The 13721-nt window shown below is 66.8% G+C and carries 11 protein-coding genes; 7 read left to right on the top strand and 4 right to left on the bottom strand.

The features are described from left to right. Positions 1 to 66: 66 nt before the first annotated feature. Positions 67 to 1191, top strand: a complete 1125-nt coding sequence (locus ACKI1H_RS01840) for an O-antigen ligase family protein (RefSeq protein ID WP_440467503.1) — start codon at positions 67 to 69, stop codon at positions 1189 to 1191. Here ACKI1H_RS01840 and ACKI1H_RS01835 read toward each other — a convergent pair. Next, complete coding sequence (locus ACKI1H_RS01835) at positions 1175 to 1825, bottom strand: lipopolysaccharide kinase InaA family protein (RefSeq protein ID WP_440467502.1); 651 nt, start codon at positions 1823 to 1825, stop codon at positions 1175 to 1177. The two genes, ACKI1H_RS01840 and ACKI1H_RS01835, sit on opposite strands and share 17 nt — an antisense overlap. A 100-nt stretch (positions 1826 to 1925) precedes the next feature. On the opposite strand from ACKI1H_RS01835, the gene msbA reads away from it, so the two are divergent. From msbA to ACKI1H_RS01805, 6 genes are all read left to right on the top strand, one after another. Beyond that, positions 1926 to 3758 (top strand): lipid A export permease/ATP-binding protein MsbA, encoded by a 1833-nt coding sequence (msbA, locus tag ACKI1H_RS01830; protein ID WP_138524050.1) that lies wholly within the window; start codon positions 1926 to 1928, stop codon positions 3756 to 3758. 22 nt (positions 3759 to 3780) lie between these two features. Further along, positions 3781 to 4677 carry a GNAT family N-acetyltransferase gene (locus tag ACKI1H_RS01825; protein ID WP_440467501.1) on the top strand — a complete coding sequence of 299 codons (897 nt, stop codon included), beginning with the start codon at positions 3781 to 3783 and terminating at the stop codon, positions 4675 to 4677. Positions 4678 to 4715: 38 nt separating this feature from the next. Continuing rightward, the gene (locus ACKI1H_RS01820) at positions 4716 to 6128 is read left to right on the top strand and encodes a PIG-L deacetylase family protein (protein ID WP_440467500.1); all 1413 of its coding nucleotides are present in this window, start codon (positions 4716 to 4718) and stop codon (positions 6126 to 6128) included. A gap of 87 nt (positions 6129 to 6215) precedes the next feature. After that, positions 6216 to 7640, top strand: a complete 1425-nt coding sequence (gene hldE, locus ACKI1H_RS01815) for a bifunctional D-glycero-beta-D-manno-heptose-7-phosphate kinase/D-glycero-beta-D-manno-heptose 1-phosphate adenylyltransferase HldE (RefSeq protein WP_138524056.1) — start codon at positions 6216 to 6218, stop codon at positions 7638 to 7640. A gap of 158 nt (positions 7641 to 7798) precedes the next feature. Continuing rightward, complete coding sequence (locus tag ACKI1H_RS01810; protein ID WP_440467499.1) at positions 7799 to 9082, top strand: acyl-CoA dehydrogenase family protein; 1284 nt, start codon at positions 7799 to 7801, stop codon at positions 9080 to 9082. Positions 9083 to 9092: 10 nt separating this feature from the next. Then, complete coding sequence (locus tag ACKI1H_RS01805; protein ID WP_280055191.1) at positions 9093 to 10298, top strand: acyl-CoA dehydrogenase family protein; 1206 nt, start codon at positions 9093 to 9095, stop codon at positions 10296 to 10298. Positions 10299 to 10419: 121 nt separating this feature from the next. Here the strand turns inward: ACKI1H_RS01805 and ACKI1H_RS01800 are convergent, their stop codons facing one another. From ACKI1H_RS01800 to ACKI1H_RS01790, 3 genes are all read right to left on the bottom strand, one after another. Continuing rightward, positions 10420 to 11331 carry a metal ABC transporter ATPase gene (locus ACKI1H_RS01800; protein WP_440467498.1) on the bottom strand — a complete coding sequence of 304 codons (912 nt, stop codon included), beginning with the start codon at positions 11329 to 11331 and terminating at the stop codon, positions 10420 to 10422. 357 nt (positions 11332 to 11688) lie between these two features. Continuing rightward, entirely contained in the window at positions 11689 to 12492 is an 804-nt protein-coding gene (locus ACKI1H_RS01795) for an aldo/keto reductase (RefSeq protein WP_440467497.1), read from the bottom strand. Beyond that, positions 12489 to 13664 carry an NAD(P)/FAD-dependent oxidoreductase gene (locus ACKI1H_RS01790; RefSeq protein WP_440467496.1) on the bottom strand — a complete coding sequence of 392 codons (1176 nt, stop codon included), beginning with the start codon at positions 13662 to 13664 and terminating at the stop codon, positions 12489 to 12491. The genes ACKI1H_RS01795 and ACKI1H_RS01790 overlap by 4 nt, the downstream gene beginning before the upstream one ends. Positions 13665 to 13721 lie beyond the last annotated feature (57 nt).

Raw genomic sequence — 13721 nt, 5'->3', positions numbered from 1 at the left:
GCCTGGTGCCCCGCTGTAACCCCCACTGGCGTGACACAGCGCCGGGGAAGCCGGATAGCCGAGGCAATGCTGGGTATCGGCGTACTGTGGACCATCGCGGGCGTGATGCTGACGCCCAGCATGAAATTCTACTTCCAGATGGTTGCGTTGTTCGTCTACGTGCCATCGCTGTGGTTGTGCATCGCTCGCCGCGAAGAGCTTGGCCACTTGCTGCGGGCTCACCGGGAGATGTGGGTGCTCCTGGCGCTGTTCGGTTGGGCGGTCCTCTCGCTGCTCTGGTCGACATCGGGGAAGCCGCTGGGGCAACTCAAGAGTGTTTCGCTGTTCATGCTGTTCATCTTCGGTTGGGTGCTCTGGGCCCGCGCGGACGAGCGCCGGCTGCGCCTGACGATGCTATCGCTGGCGCTCGTGGTCGGTTTCTACAGCGTGGCGGCACTGCTGTTTGCCCCAGCTTTCGGAATGGGGCGCCTGAACGGGTTTGGCGGCTTCCTCGACAACCCCAATGCGGCGGCCTACTCGATCGCCTTCGTCACGGTGTTATGCGTGCCGTTGCTGCCGCGCCGCGGCTGGTCGCAGTTGCCCTGGGTGCTGCTGCTGGCCGCATCGCTTGTCTACGTGGTGCTCTGCGGAAGTCGCGGGGCATTGCTGGCGCTGATGGTCACGGCCATCTTCAGCTTGAGCCTGGTGCCAGGGCGGATAGCCAAGCTGCTGCCTTTGCTCCTGTTGGTGGGTGGGGCGGCACTGGTTATCGTCGAGCCGGGTCTGATGGAGCGCGGAGATGCCGAGCGCTTCGAGTTGCTGCGCAATGCCTGGCCGCAGATCCAGCAGCATTTCTGGTTCGGGGTTGGGCTGGGGGCCGATTATTCGGTGACCAGCGGGAGCTCCGTGTACCAGAACGGGGCGCACAATTTCCCCGTACATACTGCGATCCAGTACGGTGTGCCGGCTCTGCTGGCGTTCCTGGCGCTATGGGGGGCGATCGGCTACAACGCCTGGCGCAGCCGCTCCCGGGCGCTGGGCCTGTCGGTGATGCTGCTGTGGGTGTTCTCCAGCGTTGCCATGCAGTTCGACGTGTTCAGCCTGTGGGAGCGCACGCGTGCCATGTGGCTGATGCCCTGGGTGGTGATCCTGCTGGGGCTGAGCCTGGAGCGCTGGCCTCAGGTGCGACCAGCGGTTATGGAGCCGAACTGAGGAACTGCCGGAGTTCGGGCAGCGACCAGCGCACTCGGCTGCGGGCGAGGTAGGCCGCGGACAAGCTGTCGGCATTGCCGGCCAGCAGCCACTGGCGATCCTGGGTATAGCGCAGCATGTGCGCGAAGTTGCGCTTGCGCTGCTGGCGCGACAGCGCCCGGCGCTGTTTCTTCATGTCCGCCAGATCGATCAGGCCCAGGGTGCCTTCGGGGGTCTTCACCACGTTACCCAGGTGCAGCGAGCGGAAGTACACGCCCTGATCATGCAGTTCGGCGATCAGCTCGCCCAGTTGCGCTGCCAGTTGCGTGTCCGCCTCGCCCGCTTCGATCACCTGGCGCAACGTGTCGCCCGGCAGGGGCTGGTAGTGCACCGCGTCGCGGGCGATATCGGCAATGCGGTACACCGCGATGATCTGCGGGCAGGGCACCGCCAGCCGCTGCAGCATCTGGGTGTTGTCGGCAAAGCGCTGCGCATAGGGATAGAGCGCTGCCGAGGAGATCAGCCGCTTGCGCCGGAACAGTTTCAGGAAGTTGCCATCGGCCAGGCGCAGGACCTTGTCGCCATGCTTGTCGGCTTCCAGCACCTGGGCGCCGGCGCGCAGCGCTTCGTAGGCGGAGAGGGCGAGGTCTTGCATAACGGGTCCCTGAATCGATAGCCGGCTATAGTAGCCCAGCCGCCGGGCAAACGAGAGCGCTGTGTTATAATCGCCGACCTTTTAAGCGTGCGATTCCTACATGTCCGGTAAAGAACCCCAGGCTCCTTCGAGCCTGAAGATCTACTTCCGACTGCTGTCCTATGTGCGTCCGTACATCGGCATGTTCATGCTCAGCATCATCGGCTTCCTGATCTTCGCCGCGACCCAGCCAATGCTGGCGGGCATCCTCAAGTATTTCGTCGACGGCCTGGCCCACCCGGACGCCAAGCTGTTCCCCAATGCGCCCTGGGCTTGGTTGCGAGACCTCTCGCTGCTCTATGCGGTACCGCTGCTGGTGGTGCTGATCGCTGTCTGGCAAGGCGTGGGGTCCTTCCTCGGCAACTACTTCATCGCCAAGGTTTCCCTGGGGCTGGTGCAGGACTTGCGCATCGCGCTGTTCAACAACCTGCTGACCTTGCCCAACCGCTACTTCGACAGCAACAATTCCGGGCACCTGATCTCGCGCATCACCTTCAACGTGACCATGGTCACCGGCGCCGCCACCGACGCGATCAAGGTGGTGATCCGCGAAGGCATGACCGTGGTCTTCCTGTTCCTCTCCCTGCTCTACATGAACTGGAAGCTGACCCTGGTGATGCTGGCGATCCTGCCCGTCATCGCCTTGATGGTGACCAGCGCCAGCCGCAAGTTCCGCAAGCAGAGCAAGAAGATCCAGGTGGCCATGGGCGACGTGACCCATGTGTCCTCCGAGACCATCCAGGGTTACCGCGTGGTCCGCAGCTTCGGCGGCGAGCCCTACGAGCGCGAACGCTTCCGCCACGTGACCAACGAGAACACCAGCAAGAACCTGCGCATGAACAAGACCTCGGCGATCTACACGCCGATGCTGCAGCTGGTGATCTACAGCGCCATGGCGGTACTGCTGTACCTCGTACTGTTGCTGCGTGGCGATGCCACCGTCGGCGACCTGGTGGCCTATATCTCCATGGCCGGCCTGCTGCCCAAGCCGATCCGCCAGCTGTCCGAAGTCAGCTCGACCATCCAGAAGGGCGTGGCCGGCGCGGAGAGCATCTTCGAGCAGCTCGACGAGCCGCCTGAGGTGGACAACGGCACCATCGAGCGTGACCGTGTGCAGGGCCGCCTCGAAGTGAAGAACCTCAGCTTCACCTACCCGGGCACCGAGAAGAAGGTCCTCAACGACCTGAACTTCAGCGTCGAGCCGGGCCAGATGGTGGCGCTGGTCGGCCGTTCCGGCAGCGGCAAGTCGACCCTGGCCAACCTGATCCCGCGCTTCTACGACCACAGCGACGGGCAGATCCTGCTCGATGGCACCGACGTCGAAGACTACAAGCTGAGCAACCTGCGCCGGCATATCGCGCTGGTGACCCAGCAGGTCAACCTGTTCAACGACAGCGTGCTCAACAACATCGCCTACGGCGACCTCGCCAGCCGACCGCGCGAAGCGGTGGAAAAGGCCGCCGATGATGCCTTCGCTCGCGAGTTCATCGACCGCCTGCCCGCAGGCTTCGAGACCGAAGTCGGCGAGAACGGCGTGATGCTTTCCGGCGGCCAGCGCCAGCGCCTGGCGATTGCACGCGCACTGCTCAAGGATGCCCCGGTGCTGATCCTCGACGAGGCTACCTCGGCGCTGGACACCGAATCCGAGCGGCATATCCAGGCTGCCCTCGAGAAGGTCATGGAAGGTCGCACCACGCTGGTCATCGCCCACCGCCTGAGCACCATCGAGGCGGCGGACTTGATCCTGGTGATGGACCAGGGCCATATCGTCGAGCGCGGCTCCCACGACGAACTGATCGCGCAGAACGGCTACTACGCTCGCCTGCATGCTCGCCAGTTCGCGGACGATCCGGTCGACGGGACCGAAGAAGCAGCGGTCGAGCAACCGGTATGACGGCAGTGGGGAATTGCCGTTCATGCTGAATCGCCTGCGAGTCTTCCGCGAACGCGGCTGGACGCCCATCGCGTCGGCCGACTATGCCACCGCCTGGCAGCGCTTCGGCGGCAGCGTCGCCACCCACCCGGAGGTGGTCGAGCGTCTCGCCCATCTGGCCGGCATTCCGGTGCGCTACCTGGGCTGGTTCGAAGGCGATGAACTGCTCGCCGCCGTGCCGACCTGGGGACGCAACCTGGCGCTGTCCAAGGACGTGCTCAAGCGCGAGGGCAAGAAGGCGCTGTTCGACCTGGGCAATGCCGAGATCATCCTGCCCATCGCCGAGGGCGCGCGCATCGAGCTGCGTCATCAGGTGCGCTACCTCTCCGAGCTCAACCGCGAGCAGGTCAGCGACGCCCGCGAGCAGCCCGAGCAACTGGCGATGAACCGCGCCCCGGCCGACTTCTCGAAGAAATTCCGCTACAACCAGCGCCGTGAGCAGCGCCTGCTGGAAGAGGCGGGCGGGGTACTGCAGCCCATGAGCGAGCTGAGCCCTGAGGAACAGGCGAGCATCTATGCCGACCTGTTCCAGCGCCGCTGGGAATTCGAGGTGCCAGGCAAGGCACGGCTGGCCGAGGTGTTCGGCCTGATGCGCGAATTCATGCGCGGTTCGCTGGTGCGCCTGGACGGCGAGCCGGTGGCGATCCAGATTCTCTATCGGGTCGAAGCGCCGAAATGGGTCAGCGTCGAATACATCAATGGCGGCGTGGCTCCGGAGAACCGCGAGTTCAGCCCCGGCAGCGTGCTCAGTTTCGTCAATACCCAGGAGGCCTGGGCCGAGGCCGAGGCGCTGGGCAAACCGCTGCGCTATTCCTTCGGTCGCGCCGACCGCGAGTACAAGGACCGCTGGTGCCACCGCGTGCCGGTGTTCCAGGTCTGACGCCCCGCCCGCGATAGCGGGCTTGATGGAGAGTCGCCATGAGCGCCCGCAAGCAGCACCTGCTCAAACAGCACCGTCGCAAGAAGCGCGCGGTCCTGCTCGTCGCCCTGCTGGCGCTGATCCTGCTGGGTATCCTTGCGCCCTGGTGGAGTGTGCCGCTGGCCGTGGTGCTCGGCTGGGTCGCCCATGAGGCCTGGTTCGCCGATCACCTCTTCTATTCGCCGCGTGACGACTACCGCTACGACTTCCCCGAGGGCTCCATCGCCCTGCCGGCGTCCCTCGGCCCGCACGGCCTGCACGTCGCCACCGGTGCGTTGCCGGAGAACGAGGAAACGCTGGTATTGGAGATCGACGTCAAGGCGTCGCTGCTCGGTCGCTGGCTCGACCCGCAGGTGCTGGTCGAGGGCGTCGAGAACGACCGTCAGGACTTCGAGCGCGGTGTCAGCGGCAAGCGCTACATCAATCTCTCCGGCCAGGGCGAAGCGCTGCGCTCCGGGCATCTGCGCATCCGTAGCCGCCATTGCCGGCTGGCGCAGCAAGGCGTGCTGCATGCCTTCCACAATCCCGACTACGCCAAGCAGCGCCTGCTGGTTATCGCGCCCCACGCCGACGACGCCGAGCTGGCCGCCTTTGGCCAGTACAGCCGTTGCCCGGAGGCCTGGATCGTCACCCTGACCCAGGGTGAGATCGAGGCCGAGCACTACCAGCGCCTGGGTCTGGACAAGGCCGCTGCGGCGCGCCTGAAGGGCCGCCTGCGCACCTGGGACAGCATTGCCGCGCCGCTCTGGGGCGGCGTGCCAGTCGAGCGCTGTGTGCAACTGGGCTACTACTGCCTGCAACTACCGTCCATGGCCGCCGAGCCCAGTCAGGCATTCGGCTCGAAGGAGTCCGGCGAAATCGACATCCGCAGCGTGCGAGGCTTCAATCCCTTCGCGCTGCCGGGCGACAGTGACGGCGCACCGACCTGGCTCAACCTGGTGGCCGACCTCACCGCGCTGATCGAACACGTCCGCCCGGAGGTCATCCTCACCGCCCATCCGGAGCTGGATCCCCACGCCGACCACGTCCAGGCTACGCGCGCGACGCTGGAGGCCATTGGGCGCAGCAGCTGGAAGCCACAGACCCTGCTGCTCTACGCCAACCACCTGCACGACAACGACCGCTGGCCGATGGGGCCGGCGGACGGGGGCATCGCCCTGCCACCGTGTATCGAACCGTTGCCGGCCGACCCACTGTGGAGCCCGACGCTGGACGCTGCGACCCGCATCGACAAGGCTCAGGCCTTGGCCCTGCAGCACGACCTGCAGACCCCGCTGACTGGCAAGAAGCGCCTGCGCCGGCTGATCCAGCGCGTGCTGGCCGGGCGCCAATGGCCGGCCACTGGCGACGACGAGTTCTTCCGCAAGGCGGTGCGCCGCCACGAGCTGTTCTGGGTTCGCAAACTGCCGTAACTCATACGCTGACCGCCTGCTGCCCGGCGCAAGTCGCAGCGGGCGGCTATGGTATTATCCGCAGCGATTTCGACCTGCGGAGTTCCCATGAAATTGACCATGCCCCGATTCGATCAGGCCCCCGTTCTAGTCGTCGGCGACGTGATGCTCGACCGCTACTGGCACGGCGCGACCTCGCGCATCTCGCCCGAGGCGCCGGTGCCCGTGGTGCGGGTCGAGCAGCATGAGGACCGCCCCGGTGGCGCCGCCAACGTCGCGTTGAACCTTGCCGCCCTCGGCGCTCCGGCCTTCCTGGTTGGCGTCACTGGCGTCGACGAGGCCGCCGACAGCCTGAGCGATAGCCTGCAGGCAGTGGGTGTGACCACCCGCTTCCAGCGCATCGCCGGCCAGCCGACCATCGTCAAGCTGCGGGTCATGAGCCGCCACCAGCAGCTGCTGCGCGTGGACTTCGAGGAAGCTTTCCGTACCGACGCCGTGGCCTTGTCTGCCGACGTCGAGGCGCTGTTGGACCAGGTCCGAGTGCTGGTGCTCTCCGACTACGGCAAGGGAGCGCTGAAGAACCACCAGGCGCTGATCCAGGCCGCGCGCAAACGCGGCATCCCGGTGCTGGCCGATCCCAAGGGCAAGGACTTCGCCATCTACCGGGGCGCCAGCCTGATCACCCCGAACCTCTCCGAATTCGAGGCCATCGTCGGCCGTTGCACCGACGAAGCCGACCTCGTTGCGAAGGGCCAGCAGTTGATGACCGAGCTGGAGCTCGGCGCGCTGCTGGTCACCCGAGGCGAACACGGCATGACCCTGCTGCGTCCCGGCCACAGCGCCCTGCACCTGCCGGCCCGTGCCCGCGAAGTGTTCGACGTCACCGGCGCCGGCGACACCGTGATTTCCACCCTGGCTGGCGCCATCGCTGCCGGTGAGGACCTGCCGCAGGCCGTGGCCCTGGCCAACCTGGCCGCCGGCATCGTCGTCGGCAAGCTCGGTACCGCCGCCATCAGCGCCCCGGAGCTGCGTCGCGCGGTGCAGCGCGAGCAGGGCTCCGAGCGTGGCGTGCTGAGCCTCGACCAGCTGCTGCTGGCCATCGAGGATGCCCGCGCCCACGGTGAGAAGATCGTCTTCACCAACGGCTGCTTCGACATCCTCCACGCCGGCCACGTGACCTATCTGGAGCAGGCGCGCGCCCAGGGCGACCGCCTGATCGTCGGGGTCAACGACGACGGTTCGGTGACCCGTCTGAAAGGCCCGGGCCGCCCGATCAACAGCGTCGACCGCCGCATGGCCGTACTCGCCGGCCTCGGCGCGGTGGACTGGGTCGTCAGCTTCGCCGAAGACACCCCCGAGCGCCTGCTCAGCGAAGTCCGCCCGGACGTGCTGGTGAAGGGCGGCGACTACGGTGTCGAGCAGGTGGTCGGCGCCGACATCGTCAAGGCCTACGGCGGCGAAGTCCGCGTGCTGGGCCTGGTGGAAAACAGCTCCACCACCGCCATCGTGGAGAAGATTCGCCACCAGGGCTGATCCTCTCCTCCCCAGAAAGGGCGCTACCGGGTAGCGCCCTTTTTGTTTGTGGCGATGCACTGACCGCTCTGCCAGTGAACGGCGGCAAAGCGGTCATGGTCCCTGCGGCCCGTCGAAGCGCATGATCGGGGCATCCACCCTCCGCGGAGCGAGATGCCATGACCACCGACGTGCAGGGCCGCGCCCTGGCCGTGCTGAACCGTGTCGCCCAGGCCGACTGGCCGGACCGACTCAAGCTGCGCAAACCCTTCGAAAGACTGCTCTACAGCGGCAGCCGCACCGGCTTCCGGCTGGCCAGCGAGCGCGCCGCCAAGCAACCCAAGACGCCGCGCAAGGCCGACCCGGACGGGCTGTTCGACCTGTCCCTGTCCGACGAGCAGCAGATGCTCGTGGAGATGCTCGAAGGCTTCGCCGCCGAAGTATTGCGCCCGGCTGCCCATGAGGCTGACGCCAAGGCCGGCCTGAGCCTGGAGCTGCTGGCCCAGGCGCAGGAACTGGGCCTGACCCACTATGGCGTCAGTGAAGTGCACGGCGGCATGGCCGGCGAGCGCACCGTGATGACCAATGCGTTGATCGCCGAATCCCTTGCCCGTGGCGACCTGAGCCTGGCCGCCGCGCTGCTGGTTCCGTTGTCGGCAGCCAACTGCATTCGCCGTTGGGGCTCGCCGGAGCAACAGGCACGCTGGTTGCCGGCTTTCGTCGCCGAAGAGGCCGCGCCGTTGATCGCCATTGCGGTCAACGAGCCGCAACTGCTGGCCGATCCGCTGCGGCTGTCGACCAAGGCGCGCAAGCGCGGTTCGAGCTACACGCTGTCCGGCGAAAAGTGCCTGGTGGTGCGCGGCGTGGATGCGCAGAAATTGATCGTTGCGGCGGATGCCGGCGACGGACCGGCGCTGTTCCTCGTCGATACCCGTGCCAAGGGTGTTGAAGTGCGCGCCGAACCGGCCATGGGCCTGAAGGCCACCGGCACTGCGCGGGTTCGCTTCAAGGGTGTGAAGGTGCCGGCCGAGCAGCGGCTGGCGGCGGAGCGCTTCGACTTCCAGGCCTTCGTCGATCACACCGCGCTGGCCTGGTGTGCGCTGGCCGTGGGCACGGGGCAGGCAGCACTCGATTACGTGATCACCTACTGCAACGAGCGCGAGGCCTTCGGCGAGCCGATCAGCCATCGCCAGGGCGTGGCCTTCATGGTCGCGGACATCGCCGTCGAGCTGGACGCCATGCGCCTGATGGTCTGGCGCGCCTGCGCGCTGGCCGAACGCGGGCAGGGGTTCCACCGCGAGGCCTACCTGGCGAAGCTGCTTTGCGCCGAGAAGGCGATGAAGATCGGCACCGATGCGGTGCAACTGCTCGGCGGCCATGGCTTCACCCAGGAACACCCGGCCGAGCGCTGGTACCGCGACCTGCGCGCCGTCAGCCTGATGGCTGGCGGCCTGCACCTGTAAGGAGCCTTGAATGTACCTCGAGACGCCAAAGAAATTCCGCACCTTGCAGAACCAGGCCCGCCAGGTGGCGGAGAACTACCTGCGACCGATCTCCCGCAAGTACGACAAGGCTGAGCACGCCTATCCCAAGGAGCTGGACCTGCTGGCCGCATTGCTGGACGGCATGAACGCCGGCTCGCCGGACGCCGTCGGCGCCACCTCGGCCAGCAAGCGCAAGGCCGGAGCGGAGGAGGGTGTGAAGAACGGCGGCAACCTCTCCGCCTGCCTGGGTGTGATGGAAATGTGCTGGGGCGACACCGGCCTGCTGCTGGCCATGCCGCGTCAGGGGCTGGGCAACGCTGCCATCGCCGCGGTGGCCAACGAGGAGCAGCTCAAGCGCTTCTCCGGCACCTGGGCGGCCATGGCCATCACCGAACCGGGCTGTGGTTCGGACTCGGCAGCGATCCGCACCAGCGCCACCCGCGACGGTGATGACTATGTGCTCAACGGCGAGAAGATCTTCGTCACCTCCGGCGCCCGCGCCGACGCGGTGGTGGTCTGGGCGACCCTGGACAAGAGCCTGGGTCGTGCCGCGATCAAGTCCTTCGTGGTGGAAAAGGGCACGCCCGGCATGACCGTCACGCGCCTGGAGAAGAAGCTCGGCATCAAGGCCTCGGACACTGCCTCCATCAGCTTCAGCGACTGCCGCGTGCCGGCCGCCAACCTGCTGGGCAACGCCGAGATCGACGTGCAGAAGGGCTTTGCCGGGGTGATGGAAACCTTCGACAACACCCGTCCGCTGGTCGCCGCCATGGCCATCGGCGTGGCCAAGGCCTCGCTGGACCGTACCCGCGAGCTGCTGAAAAAGGCGGGCTGCCGCTTCGACTATCGACAACCGCTGCTTACGGCCAGTCATGTCGAAGCCACGCTGTACCGCCTGGAAGCCGAATGGGAAGCCGCGCGCCTGCTGACCCTGAAGGCCGCCTGGATGGCCGACAACCGCCTGCCCAACTCCAAGGAGGCTTCCATCGCCAAGGCCAAGGCCGGTCGGGTCGCCAACGAGGTCACGCTCAAATGTGTCGAGTTGGCGGGGGCGCTGGGCTATGGGGAGGAGGAGTTGCTGGAGAAGTGGGCGCGGGACTCGAAGATCCTCGACATCTTCGAAGGCACCCAGCAGATCCAGTTGCTGATCGTGGCGCGGCGGCTGCTGGGCAAGAGTTCCAGCCAGCTTAAGTGAGCGCTGGGCTCTTGTAGGAGCGAGCTTGCTCGCGAACAACGTCCCCGAGCACGATGGCGTTGGGCGGTTCGCGAGCAAGCTCGCTCCTACAGGTCAAGGCCGGCTGGGACAGATGACGGCCTCAGGCCGTGCGCCGCCCGCTGCCGGCATTGCCGGCGGCGGGCGGCCATTGCTCCATCCATTCGCGGAAGCGGATGCGTTCCTCGCGGACGAGCCAGCCGTCCTGCTCGGCAAAGCTCTCCGACAGCCACAGGCCTCGGGTGCTGGCCTTGCTCAGCTCGCCCTTGCTCAGGGTGAACAGCTCGCCGGTCGGCTGGCCGTGGTCCAGTGGCAGCAGGTAGATGTCCGGGCGGCGACGGTCGAGGCGGGCCACCAGCGGGCCGCTTTCGAGTTTCTCGTCGACGTGGAACAGGCTGACCTCGCGGGCATCCTTGGGTAGCTCCATGCGCAGGTCATAGACCAGCTGCAGTGAGGCCGTTGGCAGGTGCACGTAAGCCTGCGGGCGCTCCAGCAGGCGCAGCGCGCCGGCCTGCACCGGGCGCGAGGCGCCGGACAGCGGGGTCAGGGAGAAGTGGCTGCTCTCGCGGTAGCGCAGGATGCCCTCGTAGGGCGTCGGCAGCCAGGTGTCGCCGAAGCGCCCGCCGAGCCAGCCGTCGGCGGTTTCCACCAGGCATTCCTCGGCCACTTCCTGGATCGCGGTGAGCAGCGGCAGGTTCAGTTCGTGGGCCGGCACGTAGCCGGAAATCAGCTTGAGCACCGTGTCGCCACGGTCCAGGCGGCGCTGGCGAACCAGAATCCAGTGATCGCGGCCCTGATAGTTCAGGGTCAGACGCACCGAAACGCCAAGGTTGGCCAGTTCGGTGGTGAAGCGTTCGGTCTCGGGGATCTCGATGGGGCGGCGCTTTTCCAGGACCTGGGCGAAGTTCAGGGGCTTGCCGAGGGTCTGGTAGGCGAGACCTTCCGGGCTGGCTTCCACCAGCAGCGGCAGGGTCTTGAAGGCGGTCGGGTCCTTGCGGGCGAGCGTACGGGGCATGTGGGCTTCCTTTTCTTGCAGAGCCTGGTCTTGCAGGGCCTGGTCGTACAGGGCGCCGGGTTGCGCTGGCGTGTCCCTTCAGTTGGTTGACTGGCGGGCGACGCCGACGCGAACGCTGACCGTCTGGAGGGACGGTCCGGCCGAGCGTTTTCTACGGGGTCGCTACAACCTAGACAGCCTGACACCGCTCCTGGTGTCATCGAAAATCAAAAGGATTTCCGGATTTTTCCCTGAAAGGCTTGGTGATCACGAGGAATTTCCTTGGCAATCACCGGTTGGCGACAGTTTCTGTGCCCCCGAGAGACCCCAGGGGAATCTGAGCATGGCACAGGAATACGTAATCCACATGACCGTCGATCAGCGGTCGAGCACCTCAGTCGCGATCGCCACGTTGTGGGCCAGATGCAGCGGATTGATGGTGCCGACGATGGCGCTGGCCACGCCCGGATGGCCTAGCACCAGCTCGATGCTGGCGCGCACCGGGTCGACGCCGGGGGCGAGAGTGGCGTGGCCGCTGGCCAGGGCCTTCTTGATCAGGATGCCGCGCCCATGGGTCTGGGCATGGTCGATCACCGGCTTTTCCGCCTGCTCGTTGAGGTTGTAGGTGACCATCGCGCAGTCGCCGCGCTCCAGGGCCAGCAGGCCGCCGTCGGCGGTCTTGCCGGAGAAGCCGAAGCCGCGGATCAGCCCTTCGTCCTTCAGGCGCTCCAGGGTCGCGTAGACCTCGGTGCCGCGCAGGATGTCCAGGTCGTTGCCGTCGGAATGCACCAGCACCAGGTCGATGTAGTCGGTCTCCAGGCGCTGCAGGCTGCGCTCCACCGAGCGACGGGTGTGGGCGGCGCTGAAGTCGAACTGCGACTGGCCGCCGACGAATTCCTCGCCGGTCTTGCTGACGATCACCCACTGGTCACGCTGGCCGCGCAGCAACGGGCCGAGGCGTTCCTCGCTGCGGCCGTAGGCCGGGGCGGTGTCGATCAGGTTGATGCCCAGGTCGCGGGCCAGCGCGATCAGGTCGGCGGCTTCGCGGTCATCGGGGATGCGGAAGCCTGCGGGGTACTTCACGCCCTGGTCGCGGCCGAGCTTCACAGTGCCCAGGCCCAGCGGCGAGACGCTCAGGCCGGTACTGCCCAGCGGGCGGTGCAGGTGATGCAGGGTTTTCATCCGAGCAGTTCCTCCCACACCGGGCGGGCCATGGCGGGGCGTGGCAGTTCGGGAAGGGCGGCTGTTGCCTGTGGGCTAATGCCGGCTTTTTCCAGGGATTCCAGTACGCGATCGGCGAAGTTCGGCGCCAGGGCCAGCTTGGTCGGCCAGCCGACCAGCAGCGCGTCGTCCTCGGCGAGGAAGGCACTGTCCGGGCGCAGCAGGTTGTTCTGCGAAGGCTCGGCGCGGTCGACGCGCAGGGTGGCCCAGCGGGCAGCGGAGAGATCGATCCACGGCACCAGCTTGTGCAATTCGCGCTGCGCCTCGGCGATCTGCTCGGCCTCGTTGCGCCCCACGCCGCCGGCTTCGGCGATGTCGCCGCCCAGGTACCAGACCCAGTCGCCGTTGCTCAGCGGGTGGGTGGTGACGGTGACGCGAGGCTTCGGACCGCCGCCGAGGCAGTGGGCGTAGAGCGGCTTCAGGGTGGGGGCGGTGAGCAGCACCATGTGCAGCGGGCGACGCTGCATTTCCGGGCGTTCCAGTCCCAGTTCGCGCAGCAAGGCTTCATTGCCGGCGCCGGCGCTGAGTACCACGCGCTGGGCGCGGATTTCGCGACCGTCTACGCGCAGCCCGACCAGTTTGCCGCCGTCGCGCAACGCTTCGATGCGTTCGCCGGCCAGCAGGCTGTCACCGGCCAGCTCGGCAAGGCGAGAGATCAGGCTGGGCACGTCCAGCACCAGTTCGGTGAGGCGGTAGGCCTTGCCCTTGAAGGCCTTGTCCTGCAGGGCCGGTGGCAGGTCACCGCCTTTCACCTGGGCTACGCGGCTGCGCACCGCCTTGCTGGCGAAGAAGCTGGTGAGGTTGCCGGCCAGGCCGCCGGGGGACCACAGGTAATGGGCGTCGGAGAGCACACGTACGCCGCGCAGGTCCACTTCGCCGGTGCCGGCCAGGCAGTCGCGCCACAGCGCGGGCATGTCGGCGATGGCTTCGGAGGCGCCGGTCAACGCGCCGTGCAGGGCGTACTTGGTGCCGCCATGGATGATTCCCTGCGAGCGCATGCTCTGCACGCCGCCCAGCGCAGTGTTTTCCACCAGCACGGTGGAAAAGCCAGCGCGCCGCAGGCGGGCATTGAGCCAGAGACCGGCGATACCGCCGCCGACGATGAGGATGTCGGTGCTCAGGGATTCGGACATGAAAGCGCCTCGAAGGGGAAAACAAGGCGCGCAGTATAACCCGTTGGCGCGCGGCGG

The organism is Pseudomonas sp. YH-1, from assembly GCF_051990045.1.
Classification (GTDB): Bacteria; Pseudomonadota; Gammaproteobacteria; order Pseudomonadales; family Pseudomonadaceae; genus Pseudomonas; species Pseudomonas nicosulfuronedens.
The sequence above is the reverse complement of the archived record's forward strand: the minus strand, read 5'-3'. Positions and strand labels throughout refer to the sequence as shown.

What these genes read in the sequence shown, in the direction of transcription:
- msbA (WP_138524050.1), top strand. Translation starts at nt 1,926, where the DNA reads ATGTCCGGTAAAGAACCCCAGGCTCCTTCGAGCCTGAAGATCTACTTC.
- ACKI1H_RS01840 (WP_440467503.1), top strand. Translation starts at nt 67, where the DNA reads ATGCTGGGTATCGGCGTACTGTGGACCATCGCGGGCGTGATGCTGACG.
- ACKI1H_RS01795 (WP_440467497.1), bottom strand. Translation starts at nt 12,492, where the DNA reads ATGAAAACCCTGCATCACCTGCACCGCCCGCTGGGCAGTACCGGCCTG.
- hldE (WP_138524056.1), top strand. Translation starts at nt 6,216, where the DNA reads ATGAAATTGACCATGCCCCGATTCGATCAGGCCCCCGTTCTAGTCGTC.
- ACKI1H_RS01790 (WP_440467496.1), bottom strand. Translation starts at nt 13,664, where the DNA reads ATGTCCGAATCCCTGAGCACCGACATCCTCATCGTCGGCGGCGGTATC.
- ACKI1H_RS01820 (WP_440467500.1), top strand. Translation starts at nt 4,716, where the DNA reads ATGAGCGCCCGCAAGCAGCACCTGCTCAAACAGCACCGTCGCAAGAAG.
- ACKI1H_RS01825 (WP_440467501.1), top strand. Translation starts at nt 3,781, where the DNA reads ATGCTGAATCGCCTGCGAGTCTTCCGCGAACGCGGCTGGACGCCCATC.
- ACKI1H_RS01800 (WP_440467498.1), bottom strand. Translation starts at nt 11,331, where the DNA reads ATGCCCCGTACGCTCGCCCGCAAGGACCCGACCGCCTTCAAGACCCTG.
- ACKI1H_RS01835 (WP_440467502.1), bottom strand. Translation starts at nt 1,825, where the DNA reads ATGCAAGACCTCGCCCTCTCCGCCTACGAAGCGCTGCGCGCCGGCGCC.
- ACKI1H_RS01810 (WP_440467499.1), top strand. Translation starts at nt 7,799, where the DNA reads ATGACCACCGACGTGCAGGGCCGCGCCCTGGCCGTGCTGAACCGTGTC.
- ACKI1H_RS01805 (WP_280055191.1), top strand. Translation starts at nt 9,093, where the DNA reads ATGTACCTCGAGACGCCAAAGAAATTCCGCACCTTGCAGAACCAGGCC.